The sequence below is a fragment of the Cylindrospermum sp. FACHB-282 genome (genome assembly GCF_014697195.1).
Classification (GTDB): Bacteria; Cyanobacteriota; Cyanobacteriia; order Cyanobacteriales; family Nostocaceae; genus Cylindrospermum.
Genome location: NZ_JACJRJ010000014.1, coordinates 72,481 through 95,098, shown reverse-complemented (window position 1 = coordinate 95,098; position 22,618 = coordinate 72,481). Strand labels below are relative to the sequence as shown.

Sequence of the window (22,618 nt, the reverse complement as noted above, 5' to 3'; positions counted from 1 at the left end):
CGCAAAATTTTTAACCTAGCCACTCAATAGCGCCTCGACAAACTCATAGCTAGAAAAGGGGCGCAGGTCTTCAATTCCTTCACCAGCACCAATAAAGCGGATGGGTAAACCCAGTTGCTGCACAACGGCAAGGGCAACGCCTCCTTTGGCGGTACCATCTAGCTTGGTTAGTACAACTCCACTAAGTTGGGCTGCTTGGGAAAAGACCTCAGCTTGCCGTAGTCCATTTTGCCCTAAGGTAGAATCTAGAACTAGGAGTGATTCTACATGAGCATTTGGAGCTTTTTTGTCAATAATTTTCCGGATTTTACTGAGTTCGTCCATTAAATTTTTCTTATTTTGCAGGCGTCCAGCGGTATCTACCAGTAGTAATTCTGTTTCCCGCGCCTGGGCGGCGGCGATCGCATCAAACACCACTGCTGCCGGATCAGTATTTTTACCTGGATTAGCGATTACTTCCACACCGCTTCTATTGCCCCAAACTTTCACCTGTTCCACGGCAGCGGCGCGGAAGGTGTCGGCAGCACCAATCAAGCATTTATACCCAGATTTTTGAGCCAGGTGGGCGATTTTCCCGATGGTGGTAGTTTTACCAGCACCATTCACCCCAGTGATTAACCAAATATTCAGGGTTCCTTTTTCTGGGGTAAAGGTGGATTTGTCGGCTGTAATGCTTGGCGCATCTAACATATCCCGGAGGATTTGTTTCAGGTAGGCGATCGCTTCCTCTGGTGGGGTAACTTCTTGGAGTAGTTTTTTCTGTAGTGCATTGATAATAAAATCTGTTGCCTCTACACCCACATCAGCTTGTAGGAGTACGGACTCAATTTCCGTCACGGCGGCTTGGTTCAAGGGGCCTTGACCAACAATTGCTTTTAGTTGGTTAAGGATACTACGACGGGTTTTATCTAAGCCTTGCCTGAGCTTTTTCAGCCAGGTAATTTCTTCAATAGACACGTCTTGGGGAAGTCTACCTTGGGCTGCCAAAACCTCTGCTGACCAGACAAACCCATCATCAAATACCAGTCCCGGAATTTCCTCTCCTGTCTCTGGTATGGCGGTGGTTAATCTGTCAGTTTGTACTGTCTCTGGTTCTGAAACTTCAATGGCGTTGGCTATGAGTCGTTCTTGCTTGGCTTGCCTTTCTGCTGCTGCTCGTTCTAAGAACGATTTGGCTACGGTTGGTGCTGGTTGTGCCTCTGGACTAGAGACATCTGGATTTTCAGCAACTGCGGCCAAGTGGGCTGGCTCCTCTGTAATGGCCTCTGTAACAGTGTCTACATTTTTCTCAACAATGGCATTTGATTCAGTTACTTGAGCTACTCCCGTATCTAGAGTTTCCTCCGCAGTAACATCCGTGACAGATGAAATTTCTGAACCTGGCTCATCTGTGGAAACAGGCGGAATTTCTAATGTCTGGGATTGTTGTTTTTGCTGGATATTTTTGTAAGCGGCTTTAGCAAATGCCAACAAGTCGGCCGTTTCAGGTGCCGTTTCAGGTGCTGGTTCTGGTTGGGGTTCTGGTACTGGAGGAATTTCCCCTTGTGGTTTTTCCGAAGGGGTGTCGGAGGAATCGTTATATTGACGGCGGAACCAATTAAAAACCATTGCTGTAGTTAGTTGTTATCAGAAAAATGAGAAAACCATGTCTCTATGCCTAACGGCAGGCTTCGTCAACAGAGCAGGGATGAAAGCTAGTACAGCGTTTGCTCAAAACTTAGCACTCATAACGCCTACCTAGTCAGGAATGACTTGCTATGCGGTTTTTCTCTGTTCGGTGACTCGGCGCAGAACACCATTAATAAACCGATGACCTTCATCTCCACTGTAGCGTTTGGCTAATTCCACAGCTTCGTTGATGGCGATGCTGTCTGGAACTCCCATAAACTTCATTTCTGCCACAGAAATTTGCAGAATATCCCGGTCGATTTGGGCGAGGCGAGTTACTTGCCAATCTATTAAGGCATCCGAGATGAGTTGATCGATAATATGGCGATTTTCGCTAACGGTGATCACAATTTCTTTGGCATAATTGCGGACTTCTTTGTCTTGATTAGCTAGCTGAATCAATTCTGGGAAGTCAACGGCCGTACCCAGTTGATTGATTGCTATTTGGGTATGGGCGATCGCCTCTTGGAGCATTGTTCTGGCGGTATTGAGGTCTGAGGCTCTAGTTTGGCTGCTTAAAAGGCGATCGTTACTGCGTTGCAGTTCGCCGGCAGCATTGTTGAGGGTATCTTGCACTTCTGTGGTGAGAGTCCTGACTGCTCCTAACACCAACTTGGATACTAGTTGCTCATCTTGCAATTTTTCCAATTTCTTGACGCTGACTGGCAGCTGGCTAAGGCTTAAAAGCGCCAATTCACGAGCTATTTGCTGGGGTTTACGACGTTGCATAACAATGGGGGTGATTGTGCGATTAATGATTAAGCGGGCGGGAAAAACTTATAAGCCTATCAATTTTGGCACAGTCAAACAACAACATTACTTATTGGCTTGTGACAATGCCTGGTTGATATTAAGGTTCTTCGACCGGGATCACCGGCTGCTTTGCTTCTAGGGGTGTTATTTCTTTGGGGAAACCCAAGGCGGGGAGGGCAGTATTGGGGGCGACTATCCCACCAGACACAACTATTTTAAAGGCATCTTCAATGGAAATTGAGAGGTTGACTACTTCTTCTTCAGGCACGACTGCGTACCATCCGGTGGTAGGGTTCGGGGTGGTGGGGATAAAAACACTCAGCATCGGACGTGGCAGGGCGGCTTGGATCTCACTGCTAATTGCACCAGTGACAAAGGCGATCGCCCAAATTCCCGAACGGGGATACTCTACTAAAATTACACGGCGGAACTTGCCATTGGAATCTTTGAGTATTGTTTCTAAAAGCTGCTTGAGGGTTTTGTATACCTGACCAGCTAAGGGAATCGCCTGCAATACCCGTTCACCAAAATCTAGTAACCACCGCCCTGCTATATTCCTAGCCATCAAGCCAATCAAGAGAATACTCAGTAGTGGTACAGCTAGCCCAACTACAAGATTCAGTATATTTACTAATATAGGGTGCAGCCCATGAAAGGGATTCAGTTGTTTGGGTATTTGGGTGAGAAAGTTGATTACCCAAGTCGCAATGGTGATCGTTAGCCAGATGGTGGTTGCTAGCGGTATCACGACCAACAAACCAGCAATCAGGTCGTTTTTAAAGTCCTGTTTGAGGCGATCGATTGCCAAGTCCCGATTCTCCTTTTTTAGGCTAGTAGAACTTTTGTTATTGGTATTCATAGCCCCAGAGAAAGTCAAGTTCAGAAGACATTACTTTCACCAGACCAGATGCCGCCAATAACTGTCAAAATAAGTAGGTTGGCGTAAATAATTCAAGGTTGGTAGTGAGGGCTTCAGCCCTCACTACGAGCAAATTTCAATAGTTTTTACTTTGCTTAACATAGTTTGATTTCTTTTCGCCTACTTACTTACTGCTGTGAAAACAAGTACTTGTTGCCGGAAATCCAGAGAAAGATCCTATCAGCGTACATATAGACTTATACCAACTACCAACCATGATGGCAGATGGTTAGTCTTAAAGGGTGTTACTTTTTTCTTGTCTGAGTTGTAAAGGATTATTGCCAGTCTCTTCGGTATGACTAAATCCTATCGCGCCAGATCACAAAATCATACCGGGTACTGTGGAAGCCACTTGGCAATAGATGGATGGAGGAAACACGCCCCGCGTGGTTTTAACCACCGCCAAAAATGATAGAGTTAAACTGTAAGTAGGAATAATCATCTACGTGAAGAGACGCTGCTTCAGATTCGCTCCTTGACTCAAGCCCCATCAGACCGCTGTTTAGGCTCCTCCCCTAAATGCTTTAGTTCCCAGACCTTGAGCAAAATTAGGTATTCATAAAAAGCCTGCAATGTACACCAAGCCATACCGGCGCGTCCGTCTAGGCATCCACCCAAGAGAAAATACATATAGATAAAACGTAGCAGGGGTCTGGCGGGTAAACGCAAAGACAAATCTTTTAAGGCTCGGCGTCTTTCAACTTCCGACTTGCCAAAAAACAAATCTCGCCATTCAACGTTTCCATGTTCTAATTGTTGCAATGTTTCTTGAGCTTCATCTGTAGAATAGCGGTTGTGCTTCTCAATCCAGCGGTTCAAGCCTTTGCTACAAGTGTAATGGGGGTAGGTTTCTTTTAAAAAGCTGGTTGCACCGTCACAAACTTCCCGTTCTGTATGACCGTAGTCTGTAAACCAAACTTTACCGTGGCGGAAGAGGCGCATTTGGTAACGGGGATACTGGGTGCTATGGCGAATCCAATGATTCATGAACATCACCCGTTCAGCGACGTAATAGCCGATGTAGTCTGGATGATCAATGGCTGTGAGGCATTCAGCAAAGAGTTCTGATGTGAGCCGCTCATCTGCTTCTAGAATATAAACCCATTCGTGTTTGGGGGGGATAGACTCTAGCATCCAGGTGCGTTGGCGTCCGTGGCTTTCAAAAGGGTGTTGGATGGTGCGGATGGGATAGCGACTGGCAATTTCCACGGTGCGATCGCTACTGCACGAGTCCACAACAATAATGTCATCCGATAGCATCGCCGACTCGATACAAGCAGCAATATCTAGCTCTTCGTTATACGTCAGTATGTAAATTGAAAACATTGCCGGGTATTAAGTAAGTATGCAAAAAGAAATCAAACTATATTAAGTAAAGTAACAAATGTTGAAATTAGCTCGTACTGAGGGCTAAGAGCCGCTTACAAACCTTTAATTATTTACGTTGCTCTACTTATTTGGCTTTTTATGGTGATTAACCATCAGGCAGGGGCACTATAATCCTTCAACAATTGTCGAATTTTTCCTACTGCCTGACGAATGGTCGATTAGCGTGCTGGGGCCTTCCGTTTACCACCTTGTAAAGCACCCATACCTCTTAATCCTGTCCAGCCAATAATGCTGTAACCGATAGACAACAGCAAAGTACTAACTCCAATCCGCAGTCCAGACTTCCACGCGCTGTCTTGAGCTTGTTTTTGAGCCTCTTCTTTGCGCTGGCGAACTTGGTTACGTCTTTGATTTGCCACTCCCTGAGGATCTGTTTGCTGGGCGATAAATTTGTCAAGGTCTTGGGGATTGGCTTTAAACCTTTTGAGTAATTCTTTCTGCTCTGCCGGCACTTGGGGGTTCTCAAGTGCTTGCTTATATTTCTGCTCATCTTTGAGCAATTCAGTAAACTGACCTTTGGCTTGGGTTCGCAGCTTTTCTAACTGAGCTTTGGCTTGATCATTGTTCAGTTGTGCTTCTAATTTGGATACCTGGTTATTAAGTTGGTTTTCTGCTAGATCCGCATCTTGGGCGATTTGATTGACTGTTTGATTCTTAAATTGATTCACATTATTGAGGTGTATGGGAAAAATCAGCAAGAACATCAATCCTAAGAGAATTGATATGATCAGCGCTGGTAATCTTAAATCGATACCACCTCGTGAGCGATCGCCTATGCCGGCACTATCAGCACTATCCATCCAATATGCAGCAAACAGCAACCCTAACCCTACTAAGGGCACAATTCCCCGGTCAACTAGGGATGTAGCCAAGACGATTAGTGATTGCTTATTGCTTGGGCTAAAGTCTAACAACAGAATCAAAAAATCAATGAAAAAAGACAAAACGCAAACTATCCCAATTACCTTGAGTATGAGGGCAGTGTTCAAAGAAGCAGAACGGTTAACCATAGTTTTTTAACTTCTCGTGAATCGGAGTGATTGCCATATTTAAAGTTACTTGAATATTGTTCCCATAACCGTAACTGTTATGTAGAAACCCAAAGCACATTTAAGACTAGTACCGCTTTGCGGAATTAAAAATTCTCTCATAGAGCCTACGGCAGGCTACGCGTTAGCGTAGCTCCTCTACAAGAGGCGCAAAATTCAAAAAGCTGATGACATGAGCTTTTCGTCTATTTTGAATGGTAGCTTTATTAGTCACTATCACAATTCACTGACATAAAATTATACTGTAATTATACTGCTATGCTAGGGAATTTTCCATAAAATCGTTGTATTTTAAAGATAGGCGCCCAGACTGGGGCTGTTTCATTTTTCCATCTCCCTCTCCAGCATTTGATCCCAAATTGGTAGATCCTCCGGTCGGTCAACATCGGCTAGAGGAGGCAAGTACATCAGTGATAAATTCAGCTTCAGGGCAATGTCCACAGTTGTTTGGAATACTTGAGCGGTTCCCCACTCGATGTTAGCGAATAACTCCGAAATGGGTTTTCGTAAACCAATCAAGTAATAACCACCATCAATGGCTGGGCCAAGCACAAGGTCAAAAACGTGTAATTGCTCAAAGGCTGTTGCTAAGATTTGCCAACTCAACCCAGGACAATCGCTACCAATGATCACTACTTGTTCTGCACTACTTTGAAAGGCATCTAAGAGCGATCGCACCATGCGCTGTCCTAAATCACCTCCACCTTGGGACTGGTAAATTAAACCAAGCCCCAGCCAATCTTGCATCAGTTGGGAATCACCACCCACAAACCTCACTTCTACAGATAAAGCAGTTGCTTTTTGCAACTCTTTAACCTGAAATATTGTATGTTCACTCATCTGCCGTTGAAGATTGGCCGCACCAACAGAACCCAAAGCAGGTATTAGTCTGGTTTTTGTCTTCCCTGGTTCTGGGTAGCGGGTAAAAATAATCAGGTGTTGTTTTGGGCTGGTCAGTGATTTCTGCACACAATGCCTTGTTTAGCTGAAAAATAGCTTAATAACAATAATCACCCTTTTGGTTGGCTTGACCACGCTCTTTTGCTGTTCGCATTGCGCCTAAAATCGTAGAAACATAAACGCAGCGCTTACTTTTTCCACCATATTTGCTGGATAGTGTGATTCTTCCTAAGGGCAGTTGTCTAACATTACCTTTGTAATCAAATTGGATGCGTTTAACGCTATTAGACACTTGTAAAGTTGTTTCATCATCAAAGCGCACATTGGAATCTAAGTTATTCCATTTAGCATCTGATGGGTTGATTGTAGCAGGATGAACCGCCCATTGAAGGATGCTATTTTGTTCGCGAAAACTGGCCTGCCAAGTCAATTTGTCCTTAGCGGCTTGGCTTTGGGCTTGACGCATCGCCAGGTAAACTTCGCTTTGGGCAGCGTTGAGGCGGCGAGTATCCACAAAAGCCAACCAGCTAGGTATCGCCAAAGCGGCTAATACACCAATTGCTAAAATAACTACTAACATCTCTAGCAGAGTAAAGCCACCGCTAGAGTTACGATTTAAAATATTTTTCCCGTTAGCTAGAGACAGTAAATGCACCTGGGTATCCATTTTTATTTTCTAATTGGTTATCAGCTACCCAGATATTTAGGAATGTTCCATTTTCTTGGCTTCTGTCTTTATACTGGTTATTAATGCTGTATAGCAAGCTAGGTATAACCAGGATTATGAGAATTTTTAATAATAGCTTTAAGTTGAAACTTGTTCGCTGGAGCCTTGAAGAGTCGTTCATGACATAATTTGCCAAAAATCTAGCGGCTGTTAGACCTTTTCTTCGATTAAATGGTTTTTGCAGAGCTTTACATGTCAGATATTTATATAAATTTGCCAGGCTGAGATGCCAATTATTCTTAACTGCTAATGGTTTTTGCTGATAGGCTCTTTCAAGCACTTTTAAGCAGGCTTTTTCCTGCCTGACAAGATTAGAAGAAACTGAATTAGAACTTATTCGGTATAAGATTTGGACAGATGGTACACAAACAAACTCAAACTTACAGGCTAATCGCAGCCACATATCCCAATCCTGAGCAGCACTCAGCGATTCATCAAAGCCACCTAATGCAATTAAAGCTTCTCTCCGAATCAAGGGGTTAGAGCCATTTTCTAAAAAATTAGTCACTAGCAAGTTTTCATAAACATCTCCATTTACAGCAATGTGTGTTCCTGAAAGGACGATTTCATCGTTTTCATCAATATAATCAGTCCAGCTATAAGCAACTGCCGCTTGGGGATTTTCCTGCAAAGCTATCAACTGGCTTGCAAGCTTATCAGCCTTCCAGATGTCATCTGCATCTAAAAAACTCACAAATTCTCCAACTGCAAGGTTTAGCCCACGGTTACGACTAACATTACCACCAGCATTATCGAAAGAGAATACCTTGATTCTGGTATCGTTAAGTTGTGAAATAATATCTAATGTTGAGTCTTGTGAACCATCATTAATTACAATTAATTCAAAATTAGAAACAGTTTGATTTAAAACAGATTCAATTGTTCTCTTAATGGTTTTTTCACTATTATACGCAGGTATAATTACAGTTATATTTGGGGATATTTCAATCATTTTAATCAAGATTTACACGGATTTACTCTTTATTAAAGCCCTGCGGTAGTAAGATTTTAATAAATAAAAAGGACTCATCATACTACCTAAGTAAAATTCCATTTCAAAAAGTGCAATTAAATTATTTTTCAAATTACCTCTATACCTAATTAGATGCTGTAACAATCGGCGTAAGTTGCCCAAAATAGTCCTCACAAATATTATTGGTTTTTGCCAGTTTTTAGCATTGATAAAACGTAGCTGGCAAATACACAGACCACAACCACGAGCCAGACTTAGTAAGTAATCTTTTTCTAATCGCCAATGTGGTATTTGATGATAAGTATGCATAGCAGGATTATACCAAATTTGCCAGCCTGCATGATGGATATAAAGCAATGGTTCGTAGTCATCACCCTGCACCAGAATTCCGGGTAATTTTCCACTTAGGGCAGGTCGTTGTGGAACATTCTCAGACCATGCTTGTTTACGGACAACTAGCGCTGCACCTGGAGGAAGATTTAAATTATCCGGATCAAATAAATATGGAGCAGATCCATGTTCTCTGATGGCTAAAAAAGCTTGTATTCTTTCAAATTTATCTGGTGGTTTTACTTCAAATTCACCATGAATTTGACCACTCCACGCACCTGCTTGTGGATGCTCAGTCCCAAAGGTATAGGCTGCTGCTAACCAATCAGAATCAGGTAAGTTATCATCATCCAAAAATGCGATCAGCTGACCTCTAGCTTCCCGTACTGCCCGCAATCTTGCAAAAGCTGCTCCCTGTTCAGTTTCCAAAAAGTATCTCAATGGACAATTAAGCTCCCTCGTTTTTTGGTAATTCCCAATAACCTCCGATGTATTGTCAGAACTATTATTATCTATAATGACAATTTCCCAGTTAAGATGTTCTACTCCCGTCTGTATGAAAAGCTTATCTAGAAGTAGAGGTAGACGATTTTCCCCATTATACGTAGGAATAGCTACGGTGATATCTAAAGTTTCAATTACTAATTCACTCATGTAATATCTTGATTATTTACTTTTAAATATCCTTTTTTCCAAAGGTAAAACGGGCTAACAAGACTACTAACGTACAGTTGCATCTCGCAAGCTGCAACTAAATTACTTTGTAAATTGGTTCTATATTTGAGTAAGTGAAAGATAATTTTACGCAAATCATTGAACATATAGGCTAAAAAAGCAACTGGTCTATAGCAAGGTTTTATATTCACCATTCTAGTGACATGGCGGCTAAGTCCAATACCTCGAAAAAATGGGATTAAATATTTTTTTTGCAACCGGATACTTGGGATTTTGTGATAAATTTCCATATCCGGGTTATACCAAATCTCCCACCCTGTTTTTTGGATATAAGACAACATTTCTAAGTCTTCGCTAGTAAGCATATTGCCAGTGACTCTACCAGTTAAAATAGACTGATTTGGCACACTTTCTAACCAGGCTTGTCGGCGAACAACCAGTCCAGCAGAAGGGGGTAATAATTTTTTCTTGGCTTCATACAGCAGCGGTAAATTGCCTCGCTCTGTAATTGCCAAAAAAGGAGCAATATTCTGAAAATTTTCTGGTGGTTTTACTTCCCAGTCTGGGTGAATTTGGCTACCATAAGCTCCTGCCTGTGGATGCTTTTGAGCAAAACTATAAGCTGCGGCTACCCAGTTTGATACTGGGTAATTGTCATCATCTAAAAAACCTATCAATCTGCCTTTAGCTTCTGCAACTGCCCTTTTTCGGGCATAACCTGCTCCCTGTTTTCCTTCAAAGTAGTACTTTAAGGGATAAGCACATTGCCAATCTTTTTGATAGCTTTGAACAACTTCGGCTGTGTTATCTGTGCTGTTATTATCAACAACAATAATTTCCCAAGAAAAATTTTCTGTGTAAAGTTGATTTCGCAGTTGTTCTAGTAGTTCAGGTAAACGATGCTCACCGTTGTAAGTTGGTATGGCTACAGTAAATTCAAGCAAATAGTTCATTGCTTTAAAGTAAGATTTATATCAGGGCAGTTTTTTCACATACTCAAACAATAGGCAAAATCCATAACACCGTAGTCTGTTGCTAATTTTTACTAGCAACTAAACTAGGACTTACGCACTGTACAAGTGTGCCCTCTTTTCAGGCTTTTTCGATGGGTCTCTTTACGCATTTTACACGTAGTGTGCGTTAGGGAACGCACAATTTATAGGACTTTCAATGAATAAAATCTATGATCATATTTACCATTTTTTGTCAATGCGTAAGTCCCATAAACGAATATATAAAAGTTTGAAATTGCACTGGATATTTTAATTTTGCTATCTATATGCAGTTTGATACAGCGTACATTTACGGATTTTTATTGAATTGCTGTTAAATTATTTAATTGCACTTTTCGTCTTTTGCTGTGAGTGTTGAGCCTAAGAGAGTTTTCACAATGACGCATCGCTTTAGGCTGGTAGACGAAGATAGAGAACCTCCAGGGGGAGCTAACACAATTTTTAAACCTGGTGGTTCTGTGGATGGTGCTACTGCTGTACCAAAGTTAGCACTCGGCAGAGTGCCCATGTAGTCGAAGGTAATTTTTGCTGGGGGTGTACTTAAAGAGGATACAGAAGCATTGGTAGCAATGTTTTCACCAGTCAGATTTGTACCCACAAGTAATTGGGTTGAATCAACTCCCAAATCTGCCCCTAATGGTTTCCAGATGCTGATTTCAGCATCTGTCAAATTAGTACCATCATCTTTCTTAGTACGATAAATAGCAAACTCAATAGGTTGGGTAACGCTACTTTTCCGGAAACTAACACTGTAGCTAATTTTTTTGTTCTTAGCTGTTTGCCGTGCATCCTGTATAGCAGCTAAAACGGCATCATTAGCCTTATTCATCCGCTGTCGGTTCACAAAGCCCAGCCAGCTAGGAACGGCGATCGCACCGAGAATGCCGATCATCACTATCACCACCAGCATTTCTATTAGGCTAAAGCCAGCATCCTGTTCAGTGTATCCAGTCCCTAGATATCGCTGGTTACTTTTTTTATTCCTGCCGATTAGGCACAATATTTTCAAACTTAAATTTTCCATAACTAGCTGCTATTGATGAATCCGGTGGTTATCGTCAATTACTTGGTATACAAATATCCACGACTTTGGACTTGTATACTTGCATTTGGAAAATAGGTTTTTTTACTATCAACGTAATTTATTTTAGATTCGTCGTTTTCAATACGAGCAAGTGCATTACCTCGTAAAAATACCCTGATAGCAGTAACATCAGTAACATCAGCTGTTTTATTGATACAGCCATAAAAGCTGGTCATTTTACTAGTATTAGGATTAAGAGCAGCAAAACTGGCTGGCGGTGATATTTGTGACCATGTAGCAGGGCTAGAGGGGCATGTTGCCGCGGGTGCAGCTGGGGTAGCGTCATTTTTGGTTTGATCAATAAAGTCAACAAGTACTGCGGCATCGGTAGTATAGATTTCCGAGGCTTTTTTCCAAGCTTTCATTTTCTCATCTATTGCCCCTACTCCATCGAGGTTAAATAGGGCAAAACCTGAGCTAGGACAATTAGCCGAATTAACATACTTCTTGTCAGGATATCCAGTACAAGGTACACCCCCAGTAGTAGCTAGCACACCGTCTTTAATTTGCCATCTGGCAATCCGAGCAGCTTTAGACCAAGTGGGGTTGGGGTTGGTATCTTGAATTAAATAGTAAGCAACCAATGAGTAGACAAAACTATCATCTAAGGTGTTGTCTGCATTTGTAATTGCCTGGTTAACTAATTCTCGTTTCCAAAACACAAGTACAGGAACCCTATCTGTAGCTGTCGGGTTAGGCAGTTCAGTTTTGATAGCATCGATTCCGGCACTATCATAAATATAAATTGCTTGCTGTAAATCACGAGAAATGTAATCTAGTGCAGCTTGGATTTCTTGTTCAGAATTTGCCTTGGCTTGCTCCTGTTGGTCTGTTTTCATAATGTCGATCATGAATCCCAGCAACGGCGTGATTACAAGGACTGCCATAACCATGCCTACCAACAATTCAATTAGGGTAAAACCACCAACTTGCTGAACGACCCCAGAGCGTATCAGATGGCTCCTAAGTAGAAATTTTAACGTCCTCATCATACGGTGGTCTTCCTTTTATAGATACACAGCTAGTGAATAACTTGAATTTTCCCCATCTTTTAATCACAGTTTTTATTGGTTGCCACACCAAGACGTTGACATAAAGCCGTAAATGTAGTGGGAGTGAAACGATTAGTACTGGTAATGTCTGTTGTCATTTCTATAAGTGGCGCTTGGCGATCGCCTAATCCACCAGTGACTGCTGTTTGTGTTTTTTTATTACTACTCGTACTAGCAGTTGCTTGAGCAAAATTTACATCTGACCTGTAAACCCGAATTCCCAGACGGTAACCTGCCAGTAACAACTTATTTGTATCTGTCTCAGCAGCAGTCGTGACGCTAATTCGACGAGCCTGAATGTAAAACAGATTGTCTGTACAATTTGAATCACTAATAGTGCCATCCTTCTTAAAGCAGTACAAACCAGTTGCTGATGTAGGGACAGGCATATTTGTCAGGTTAATTAAATAGTCGCCTGGGTTATTTGCAACACTTCTGGGAGAATCCTGGGTTGCTACATCTAATACAGTAACTGTGCTTGGTGTCGTAATTAATCCAGTCCGAATGCCCTCAATGTATGTTTTTGCGGCTTGAGTTGCTAGTTCCACCCGTCGAGACTGAACACGGGTTGCTGTTGACAAGAAAATTACTGGTGCGATCGCTGTTAGTAGAATCCCAACCACAAGTATTGCTACCAGAGACTCAATAATCGTAAAACCAGAATCATCACTAGAGGGGCTTTGTTGTTGTTTGCGCTGAATCATTGCTTATCACCAAATTCTGATAGTTTATGAGCAGCCAGGACGTTGATCTTGGTCAATCGCATAAGGAGTACCAGCTTCAGTTGTCCTAGCACACAACAAAGTTGTTACCCATTTGTCATCTCGACCAACTTCTCGCAAGTACTCATCTGGCAGATCATCTGGTATGGTCACCAACTTCTGAGCAAACAAATCAGGCGACTGAGACAGCAGCGCCACATCATAACCCCACTGACGTGTTGGAGCTAGATAGAAAGGAGTTTTGTTAGCGTTACCTACAATCGGGTAAAAACTGGCTGACAATGATGAGTTAAATGGTGCAGTGGCATAGGCACTTCGTTTAACCTGAATGAAGGAACCGCTAATCCTGGCTTTAATAGCAGCGGTTGTTGCTCCAGTTGGGTTCCAGTTCTCCATAAAGCCCACAAAGTTTTGTAGACCACCATTAGATTCGCTACGAGAGGGTCCCACATCTGCAACAGCGGGGTTATCTCCAGCTGCGGCTGCTAAGTTGAAAGTAGTTTCGGTCGCTATTTGCAGCCAGTTGTTGTGTACATTTGAGGCGCCAGGACCTATATTAGTAACCGTACTTTCATTAGTACCAATTGGGATTTGATTTTGCCAAACTGGCACTAAACGCGGATTATTTGTGGTGCCAGTTAAGGGTTCGGCAAGCTTTGGAGGGGTATTAGCATCATTTGCGGTAGTTGTTTTGAACCATAGGGCGTTGACTTTTGAGTCAGGTTTACTACTACTGTTAAAAGTACTAAAGGGGAATTTAGCTACTTTTCCAGCCTTGATGCCCAAGAAAACAGGTTGACCACCAGACAAAACCAATGCGCCGTTGTTGCGCTCAAAAGCAACCCGACGGGGATAGATTTGATATGCTGTAGCCGCAGGAGTAGCCGTTGTACCCGACTCTAAGTCTGTTGATGGGACTTTATCTACAATGCCACCAGTAATATTCCATGAGTTTGCAGATGCGGATGGCTTAACTTGCCAATCTGTTGTTTGATTACACGCAGATACAGGTATTTTCAGACAAACTTCCATTAAATACTCTGGGGCATTTATCCGTCGCTGAATTGGTGTAACAAAGTTGTTGAGGTAGGAACTACCTTGAAAAGTCTGTAATTGAATTGTAATAGTAGGCTCTAGATCCTTAGGAAAATTAGTACTGGTGTCATACCAACCAGCATTGGTGACGTAGGCATTAGCAAAAAAGCCATTATTTTTAAACCCGTCAATGGAAGTACCATCCCCCAGGTTATTGTTTAGGTCATAGTCTCCTTCATTGCGGAAGCCCAACCTAAAGTTATTAGAGAGCAAAGTGATAGAATCTGCCAACACAGAGGCAGGTCGCCAGTCGTCGCCGATTGTGCAATTTTGCAGCCTTGTGTCTCCGGGACGGCAGGCAAAATTAACATTGCGCTGTGCTTTTGTGCGAGTATAGAAATTGACCCAATTATCATCCAGCGTGCCTCCTGCTCCTGTGAACTCTTCTTGGGTGTGTTTATTAAAGTCACCTTTAACATACACAGGCAAATTGGTAGCTAAAATCAGCCCTTTCTCTACGTCTCGATAATTATTAGTTGTGCCACGCCCGATTTTTTCACCGTTGACGAGCATAATGGCGTTAGGACGGCGAGTTGGGTCAAGCTTTAAGTCCACAGGACTTTCTGTCAAAATTTGACTTTGAGTTCCACTCGCACTCAAATCTAGCAGCGCATCATTGCGAGTGGCATAGATAATGCCGCTATTTGGCAATAAATATTCTTGCGCTGGAGTTCCTCCACCAATAGTCGTTGTGCGGAGTAGGCCAATATTTATTTCGGTGGCACGAATTTCTAAAGGTTGTCTATCTTGTTTTAAGAGATCGTAATCTGGAGGCGCTGGCACATTGGCGACCGTTCCAGTAAGGTTCCCGTTTATACCACTAGCATTAGTGAAAGTTTCTACACCCGGTGTTGATGTTGATACATCTTTGTGAATTGCCTTAACCTGCCTTCCATCCAAAAAGGCAGTTTCCCTAATTGCACCGTGGGGAATGGGAGGAGTACCAGCGACTGCAATACTGGCATCTAAAATTTGTAGGGCGCAAATTTCAGCATCAATGGCAGACTGCTCTGAGATAGTGCGATTTGCGGCTAGTTTTGCTAAAGCGTCTTGGAGTGGTTTATTTACCAAACGTCCATTTGGATATCTTAATTCGGCTTGATAATTTAGTAAATCCTGGTAATTACTCTCAGTCTTATCAGGCGGTGCATAGACTATGCCGTTGTTGGAATTCCCAGCATTTGTACCATCCCCTGGAAGAGAAAATGGGGAAACAGCGGAGACATCAACTAGACCAGTTCTGTTCCTAGCTTTAGCTTGATTAGTCGGGTCATAGTAGCTACTGACACAAGCAATTGGTCTCGGAGTCGTGGCGCTGTAGCTGGCAGACTTGTAGTGATAAACTGCTGTCGCCCGCATCCGCAGATAAGGCGTATTGTTGTTTGGTAGTGTAATAGCTGTAGCAACGTTAATTGCATTAGTTGCCGCTTCGTTAGAAGCCACAGGCATCATATCAGACCAAATTCTTAATCCTGGATTAGTAAGAACAGGAGGATCAGTAACTGTGGCAAAGGTAGGGTCAGTACCAGAACCTGTAGTGGTGTAATCTCGAGGCAAATAAATTCCTGCACCAGTCACCACCCGTAAGCCACCGACAGGGTCTTGTAGGCTTGTTGGGACTTTAGCAGCTGCCAGTTCCCAGTCTTTATCTCTATCCGTAGATCCTAAATCAGCCAGTATCTCCACACGAGAGCGGCGAGTGCGAGGTGCCTCTCCGCTATCCCATTTAATAGCAGTAATATCTTGTGTATCTTGTGTATTTGGGCCAACAAACTTGTTTTTGTTAGTGTCCCACCAGAGTTGAGGCAAGTTGTTACCAACCAAAACCCTATCACCCAATAATTGCTCGCGTCCGCTATAGGTTTTTTGCAGTTTAATTGGTTCAGTTGCACTAGGTATAAGTTTGTCACCACTTATATTTAGTGCTAACGTAGTGTAACCAGTACCTGTTTCACCATCTGTGGGGTTGGTGGGATAGACCCAAGAATCTATTGGACGTAGGGTATCGCCACTGCCTTGAAGTGGACTAGTTGAAGTGTAGGAACCTAGAGCATCGCCGCCAAAAGCAACTTCTTTGTAAGGCACGCGACGGGTGCGCTTTTTAAAGTAAAGCTCTAGCTGTTGTCGGCGGAATTCTGCTTCTTCCTCTGGGGTGTAGCTTGCTAAACCAACTTTATCCTTTTGCTGTTGAATACCGGTTTTAACCTCCGACGGATCGGCACTAACGGCAAAAGCCATCTGGGCTTCAACTAAGCGATTGAGGCGCTGTACGTAGGCGAGGCTGTTGTAGGCTATTAAATTCGCTTGGTTTGAAGATGGAATAGTCGATTTTGCCAAAGAAGACGTACCAGGATCTGTGGCTTGTCCTTTGTTAAATAAATCCACTTGGGTGGCAGTGTTTGAATCATTTTTATCTACAACACCACCAGCAGCTAAATTTCCACCAACTACAATTTTGGCGTTATCAGCTTCGTAGAAACAGGATTCTTTACTGCTAACCTGATATAGCCTAATTGTATTGCCTGACCCGGTACCGGTCAGGAAATTACTATTGGTAAAAATCCGCCCATTCAATCTGAAGGGGGTACCTGGGGTAAGGTCTATGTCATCTTCATAAATAACAGCATTATTAACCAGGGGAAGTTGTACGCGGTCTTGTTGGTACTCTAAAGCAGAGAAGCTTTTACTACCTTTGTAAAGTTCATAATCAACTGTCTTTGTACTAATATCGGTAATAGGAACGGTTGCTGTATAAACAAAGAAGGCTTTCTTCAATTTATTGCCTATCTTGAACCAGTCATTGCTACCTACCAAGGTAGCGCTGGTGCCTAAAGTATCTCCACAATCTCCGCTCACATCACCATAAGTCATCGGTGGAGTCCGTGCCTCTAGGGGATTTCTAGCCCGCTCGTATTGATTATTACTTGTAGGGGGATTTTTATAGTAAATTCCATAAAGAGTGTAGCTATCAAATTTGCCGTTGTTGTCGGTATCTACTGGGTATCGCCACGCTGTCTGCAATGAATTTGCACCTTGAATCACCGTTAGTTTAGTTTCATCGCCAAATGTATATTCGTCGATGTTGTTTACCAGAGTGTTTGTTAAAGCGATATCCGTTGGCGTGGCTCGCGGTAGCCGTCCGTCTTGAAATAGCTTATTTAATTTAGCTCTAGCCCGATCAATCGCCGGGGTTGCAGCGTTGAGTGCAGTCTCATTTACCCGGACATTAGTGGCATTTTTGGAGCGTTCAAAAGACCGAAATAAAATGGCAGCGGTGAGCAAGACGACTACAAGTGATACCATTGCCACTGTTGGCAACACAAAACCAGCATTCCCTGAACCGCGTCTTCTGTTAGGGGCAAATAAAGTCCGCAGTAGCCAAATAATTTGCTTTTTAATTGCAGATAAAGACTGCTTACTAATTTGTTTGAATAATTTTGTGAATGCCTTGACTAGCTGACGTATTCTAGACATAGCTGCTTCCCTGTCAAGTGATTTGGTGCGGATTTTGGATTGTTTTGATATCAATAATTGTGCCTGCCAATTGATTTACCAGGCAAAAATTGAGGTTATTAATAATGATGTAACTACTGCATGCTGATTTACCAACTTTAAAGATAAAGTTGCTACAAAAAAGGGCAATTTATTCAAGTTATATCATTTACCAATTGTGCAAGTTCATCTGGAAAATACTGAACTTTTCAGAATGGCTGAATTTAGGATAACAAAGGATGATAGCATAATTTTACAGTAACTTTACGTAAACGGGCTGTATCTGAAGGCAACTTCATGAAGACGTTGTTGACAGAGTACACTTATAGTACCCAGATACAAAAGGAAACATATCATTTGGGCACAAAATAATATACAAGTATGTTAAAACCTCCCCCATTGGGGGAGGTCGCTGGGGCAATATTCTTAAACCTAGGTCAATATAGCGGCGTTGCTGATTTTATATGAAAATGATTTTGGACTATACCAAAACCTCACCCTGGTTCTGCTTTCCCTTTGCCTGTCCCTCCTCCCTACGCAACTTTCCCCGTAGTGTGCGTTCCCTAAGGCACAATCTATAGGACTTTTAATGAATAAAAACGATGAACATATTTATCGGTTTTTGTCAATGCGTAAGTTCTAGAGGAGAGGAAAAAGGAAAAAATGAGTGTAGAGACGTTGCATGCAACGTCTCTAAATTTGCAGGAGAGAGGTCAAAACTGTACTTCACCCAACTGCAAACCGCTATACCTAGGAATTAGGATAGAGAGCCGATGCCTTGTTAAGGAAGTTTAGTAATGGTTCAGGTTAATGCCAGCTTCTTTTGCCATTGCTTGCAACCCTTTGACTTCTAGGGTTTTGATTGCTTTAGTAGACAGCTTAAGTCTTACCCAGCGGTTACCCTCAGCCCACCAAACGCGCTTGCTTTGCAGATTTACTTGCTGAAGGCGCTTGGTGCGGCGATGGGAGTGAGAAATTGCAAAGGCGTTATTTGCCTTTTTACCAGTTAGTTCACAGCGACGGGACATAGTAAATATCTCCAAACTTCTATTTCAACACAGTCTTTCTATTCTAGGCTTGTAGTCAGCACTTTAGTGCTTTTTGGGCACTGAAGTGCCCACTACAAACTGATGATTCTTACTTGCTGGCTTGTTCTGTTAGCTTGGTGAGTACCTCATTTGAGCGCTCAACAAAGGATTTCATCCCTTCAGCGTCAAACCCTTTTTGAGACATCAGCGCCAAATCGTAGACGTGTTGGCAGATCATTTTCACTAACTGATCTGTAGGCGATTGACCATCACCTTGAATGATACTGCCTTGGCTGATGTGGGCGAGATTTTGAATTAGTGGGTGAGCGGTATTCACTAGCAAAATGTGGTCTTCTGGGAAATCTAAGGACTGCTGCTGCTGCATCATGGCGTTCATTTCTCGCAGACGGCGAAGAATTTCTGGCAGAAGTACCATCGCCGGTGGTGTCCCTTGGGGGCTGTCGGATTTCAGCGCTTCGGTGCGGATGTTTAACTTGGGTTTGTTGAGGGCTTTCTCAAATAACTCTTTGATGGACTCGCTGCGGGTTTTGTTGGTTTTGGGGTCAACAATTTCTCCGGCTTTGTCTTGTTCTAGCAAGGTATTATCTAAGTCGGAATCTACCCGCGTGAATTTGACATCCTGATATTCCCGTTCGAGGAAGTTAATAAAGTGGGTGTCGATGAAGGAGTCTAGAAAGAGGACTTCTAAGCCTTGGTTTTTATGAAGTTCTACGTAGGTGGCTTGGGTTGCTTCGTCGGTGCTGTAAAAAACCCGGTTTTCGTGGCGTTCTTTGTTGCGTTCTAGATATTCTTTGAGGGTGGTATAGGGTGTGCTGAGTGCTGGGTTTTCTGTGGGTGGGGTGATATCTTGCCAAAGGTCACCTTCTGCGGTCTGTACCTCAACTACTGGTGTTTCAGCAGGGGCTTTTTCGACAACTTTAGCTGTGGTGCGGAAGATGATGATGTCTTCGATTTGTTTTTTGAATTTCTCGTCGTTGAGAACGCCAAATTTTACAAAGGTGCTGAGGTCTTTCCAAGCGCTGATGTATTGTTGGCGGTTGTCGCGGTATAGTTCTTTGAGGCGATCGCCTACTTTCTTGGCTATGTAGTCGCCGATTCTCCGTACTGTGCGATCGCCTTGCAAGGCACTACGGGACACGTTCAAGGGAATATCGGTGCTATCAATCACGCCCCGCATGGGCATAAGAAATTGCGGGATAATTTCTTCGCAGTTGTCGCTGACAAAGACTTGATTGCAAAATAGCTTAATCTGCCCTTTCGTCACATCGACATCTGGGCGCATTTTGGGAAAATACAAAATCCCGTTGATGATAAAGGGATAGTCAGTATTCAAATGCACCCATAACAGCGGTTCTTCTTGAAAAGGGTACAGGTAGCGGTAAAACTCTAAATACTCTTCTTCACTTAGATTACTAGGAGATTCGCGCCAAGGTGCTTTTTGCCTATTTAATACTTCACCATCCAGTTTGATGGGCACTGGCATGAAGTCACAGTAGGTCTTGACAAGATTCTTAATTCGTGCTGATTCTAAAAATTCCTCTTCTTCTCCTTGGAGAGTGAGAGTAATGGTTGTGCCGCGAGTCGTCCGGGATGACGCTTCTAGGGTGAAGGCTGGGGAACCATCACAAGACCAGTGAACTGCCTGGGCCCCTTCTTGGTAGGAGAGGGTATCAACTTCTACCTTTTGGGCCACCATGAAGGAAGAGTAGAAGCCAAGACCAAAGTGACCGATTATCGGTTGGTCTGATTTGCCTTCGTATTTGTGAATAAATTCTTCGGCACTAGAGAAAGCAACCTGATTAATGTATTTTTTGACTTCCTCTGCTGTCATTCCGATACCGTTATCGGTGATGGAGAGAGTCTTGCTGTTTTTGTCGATAGCAATTTGAATTTCTGGGTCGCCGATGTCTCCATTATATTCCCCAGCGCGGGATACCATTTTCAGCTTTTGGATGGCATCTACAGCGTTGGATACCAGTTCCCGCAAGAAGATTTGATGGTCGGAGTAAAGGGACTTCTTGATAATTGGGAAAATATTTTCAGTATGAATACTGATAGTGCCCTGTTCTAGCATGGTTATCTGTCTGTTTTATTTGCAGAGATAATTAATTCTGAAGATCAATTTTCCGCGATTCTCAGTTGTTATTAGGTCAGGAATGCCTCTTAATTTTATGCGGATTTCACTACATATTAGGAATAATTGGGGTTGAGACTAGTGGAGGTTGTTATAATATATGGCTGCTAACTCTCTAGCTTGCCTACTCACAGTGCGAACGGGTTTAATACCTTGGCGCAGTTGATTGAGTAAATTTGCATCTGTTGCCAAGCGCCGAAGGGCTTCAGTCCAAGCCTTGGTATCATTAGCGGTTACTAGCCAACCATCAATGCCATGTCTGACGAGTTCAGCAATACCCCCCAAATTGGAACCGATGACGGGTACCGATAGGGCATGGGCTTCCAGTACAACTAAAGGACCGGTTTCCAGGCATTGGGAAGGTATAGCCAGGATATCATAGTCGGCCATTGCCTTGGGCAGTTCTTCTCTGGTGAGTTGTTTGTCTACACGAATCCGAGAATCGTTACCAATCAATTTTAAGATTTGTTGGCGATATCGTTCGTCTTGGGCTATGGCATGAATGGTCAACTCAATGGGGATTTCTGGAGGTAAATCTTTAACTGCCTGTACTAAGATATCAATACCTTTATATATATCCCAACGTCCTAAAAAAACCACTTTTAAAGGGCCAGATTGCTGCTTTATCTGTGGTGATTTCTCTTGCGTAGCGTAAGCAATTCCATGTCGGGAGAGAATGAGTTTTTCTTCAGGGATGCCGTTGATGAGTAGAGCTTGATAAAGCCAATCACACACTGTCACAATGCGGTCAGCAAATTTTGCCATTTCTAACAGACTTTGTTGACGGGCAGTAACATATCCAGGTACAACGAAAGGACGCACAAATCGTCCTAGGTTACCATCATCTACTGAGGCTGGAAGATAGGCACTTGTGGGCAAAGGTAGGCGGCTGAGGATAGGCATGGGCAGATGGTTCAGGGTTTTGACCATTGCAGCAGGTAGCTTTTTGAGCAAAGTATCGGCACACTGGGAACAACGCACTACATCAATTTTGCCATCACAAACCTGTTTTCCATTGAACATCAAAGTAATTCGCTGGCAAATAGGTATAGCATAATGTACTGTCACCACCGTTGCCATACCTAGTTTTTTAGCTAAACGCAAATGGGGCAACCCACAATAAACTTCCCAGTGGTGTTGATGATATATGTCTGCTTTTTGGTTGGATAGCCAATTAGCAAAAACATCAAATTTACCATGAGGAAATTGCCCGTGGTTGGGTTGAGTTTTGGGTTCAGGAAAGACAGGATAGCGATAAACTTTTACGCCGTTGTACTCATAGCTGTCTTCTTTTGGGGAACCGTTACTAGCTGCTGCAATCTGGATTTCCATGTCAAGGGATTGCATTTGTGGCAGTAATTCATTTAAGTTTACTTGAATGCCACCACATTTATCTGGGAAATAACGAGCAAGAGCTTGGATTATTTTCATAATAAGAGGACTTATGCATCATAAAAGTTTACCCTCTTTTCTGGCTTTTTGGATGCGTCTCTTTACGCCACTTTCGCCGTAGTGTGCGTTAGGGAACGCACAATTTATAGGACTTTCAATGAATAAAACTGATGTTCATATTTACCATTTTTTGCCAATCCGT

Annotated in this window: 17 protein-coding genes; all 17 read right to left on the bottom strand. The window is 42.9% G+C overall.

Annotated features, from left to right (window positions below; translation table 11 throughout):
* Positions 1 to 15 precede the first annotated feature (15 nt).
* Positions 16 to 1,608, bottom strand: coding sequence for a signal recognition particle-docking protein FtsY (ftsY, locus tag H6G32_RS09915; protein WP_190457618.1), 1,593 nt, complete (start codon positions 1,606 to 1,608; stop codon positions 16 to 18).
* A gap of 147 nt (positions 1,609 to 1,755) precedes the next feature.
* On the bottom strand, positions 1,756 to 2,397 hold the full coding sequence (nusB, locus tag H6G32_RS09910; protein ID WP_190457616.1) for a transcription antitermination factor NusB: 642 nt from the start codon (positions 2,395 to 2,397) through the stop codon (positions 1,756 to 1,758).
* A 121-nt stretch (positions 2,398 to 2,518) separates the two neighbouring features.
* Positions 2,519 to 3,280, bottom strand: a complete 762-nt coding sequence (locus H6G32_RS09905; protein ID WP_190457614.1) for a DUF502 domain-containing protein — start codon at positions 3,278 to 3,280, stop codon at positions 2,519 to 2,521.
* Positions 3,281 to 3,820: 540 nt separating this feature from the next.
* Positions 3,821 to 4,666, bottom strand: a complete 846-nt coding sequence (locus tag H6G32_RS09900; protein ID WP_190457612.1) for a glycosyltransferase family 2 protein — start codon at positions 4,664 to 4,666, stop codon at positions 3,821 to 3,823.
* Between the two features lie 221 nt (positions 4,667 to 4,887).
* Positions 4,888 to 5,739 carry a hormogonium polysaccharide biosynthesis protein HpsJ gene (gene hpsJ-B / locus H6G32_RS09895; protein WP_190457610.1) on the bottom strand — a complete coding sequence of 284 codons (852 nt, stop codon included), beginning with the start codon at positions 5,737 to 5,739 and terminating at the stop codon, positions 4,888 to 4,890.
* A 360-nt stretch (positions 5,740 to 6,099) separates the two neighbouring features.
* Complete coding sequence (locus tag H6G32_RS09890; protein WP_190457608.1) at positions 6,100 to 6,747, bottom strand: TIGR04282 family arsenosugar biosynthesis glycosyltransferase; 648 nt, start codon at positions 6,745 to 6,747, stop codon at positions 6,100 to 6,102.
* A 28-nt stretch (positions 6,748 to 6,775) separates the two neighbouring features.
* Positions 6,776 to 7,345, bottom strand: a complete 570-nt coding sequence (locus H6G32_RS09885) for a type II secretion system protein (protein ID WP_190457606.1) — start codon at positions 7,343 to 7,345, stop codon at positions 6,776 to 6,778.
* Entirely contained in the window at positions 7,311 to 8,357 is a 1,047-nt protein-coding gene (locus H6G32_RS09880) for a glycosyltransferase (RefSeq protein WP_190457604.1), read from the bottom strand. Before H6G32_RS09880 ends, H6G32_RS09885 begins: the two co-directional genes overlap by 35 nt.
* Before the next feature lie 12 nt (positions 8,358 to 8,369).
* The gene (gene hpsE, locus H6G32_RS09875; protein WP_190457602.1) at positions 8,370 to 9,362 is read right to left on the bottom strand and encodes a hormogonium polysaccharide biosynthesis glycosyltransferase HpsE; all 993 of its coding nucleotides are present in this window, start codon (positions 9,360 to 9,362) and stop codon (positions 8,370 to 8,372) included.
* On the bottom strand, positions 9,359 to 10,336 hold the full coding sequence (hpsE, locus tag H6G32_RS09870) for a hormogonium polysaccharide biosynthesis glycosyltransferase HpsE (RefSeq protein WP_190457600.1): 978 nt from the start codon (positions 10,334 to 10,336) through the stop codon (positions 9,359 to 9,361). Before hpsE (H6G32_RS09870) ends, hpsE (H6G32_RS09875) begins: the two co-directional genes overlap by 4 nt.
* Positions 10,337 to 10,718: 382 nt before the next feature.
* The gene (locus H6G32_RS09865; RefSeq protein WP_190457597.1) at positions 10,719 to 11,420 is read right to left on the bottom strand and encodes a prepilin-type N-terminal cleavage/methylation domain-containing protein; all 702 of its coding nucleotides are present in this window, start codon (positions 11,418 to 11,420) and stop codon (positions 10,719 to 10,721) included.
* A 38-nt stretch (positions 11,421 to 11,458) separates the two neighbouring features.
* Positions 11,459 to 12,472, bottom strand: coding sequence for a hormogonium polysaccharide secretion pseudopilin HpsC (gene hpsC, locus H6G32_RS09860; protein WP_309232578.1), 1,014 nt, complete (start codon positions 12,470 to 12,472; stop codon positions 11,459 to 11,461).
* 59 nt (positions 12,473 to 12,531) lie between these two features.
* Positions 12,532 to 13,236 carry a hormogonium polysaccharide secretion pseudopilin HpsB gene (gene hpsB, locus H6G32_RS09855; protein ID WP_190457595.1) on the bottom strand — a complete coding sequence of 235 codons (705 nt, stop codon included), beginning with the start codon at positions 13,234 to 13,236 and terminating at the stop codon, positions 12,532 to 12,534.
* Between the two features lie 24 nt (positions 13,237 to 13,260).
* Entirely contained in the window at positions 13,261 to 17,823 is a 4,563-nt protein-coding gene (gene hpsA / locus H6G32_RS09850) for a hormogonium polysaccharide biosynthesis protein HpsA (RefSeq protein WP_190457593.1), read from the bottom strand.
* 809 nt (positions 17,824 to 18,632) lie between these two features.
* The gene (rpmB, locus tag H6G32_RS09845; protein WP_190457591.1) at positions 18,633 to 18,869 is read right to left on the bottom strand and encodes a 50S ribosomal protein L28; all 237 of its coding nucleotides are present in this window, start codon (positions 18,867 to 18,869) and stop codon (positions 18,633 to 18,635) included.
* 109 nt (positions 18,870 to 18,978) lie between these two features.
* The gene (gene htpG / locus H6G32_RS09840) at positions 18,979 to 20,964 is read right to left on the bottom strand and encodes a molecular chaperone HtpG (RefSeq protein ID WP_190457589.1); all 1,986 of its coding nucleotides are present in this window, start codon (positions 20,962 to 20,964) and stop codon (positions 18,979 to 18,981) included.
* A gap of 138 nt (positions 20,965 to 21,102) precedes the next feature.
* Positions 21,103 to 22,455: a glycosyltransferase gene (locus H6G32_RS09835; protein ID WP_190457587.1), complete on the bottom strand. Its 1,353-nt coding sequence runs from the start codon at positions 22,453 to 22,455 to the stop codon at positions 21,103 to 21,105.
* Positions 22,456 to 22,618: the final 163 nt, after the last annotated feature.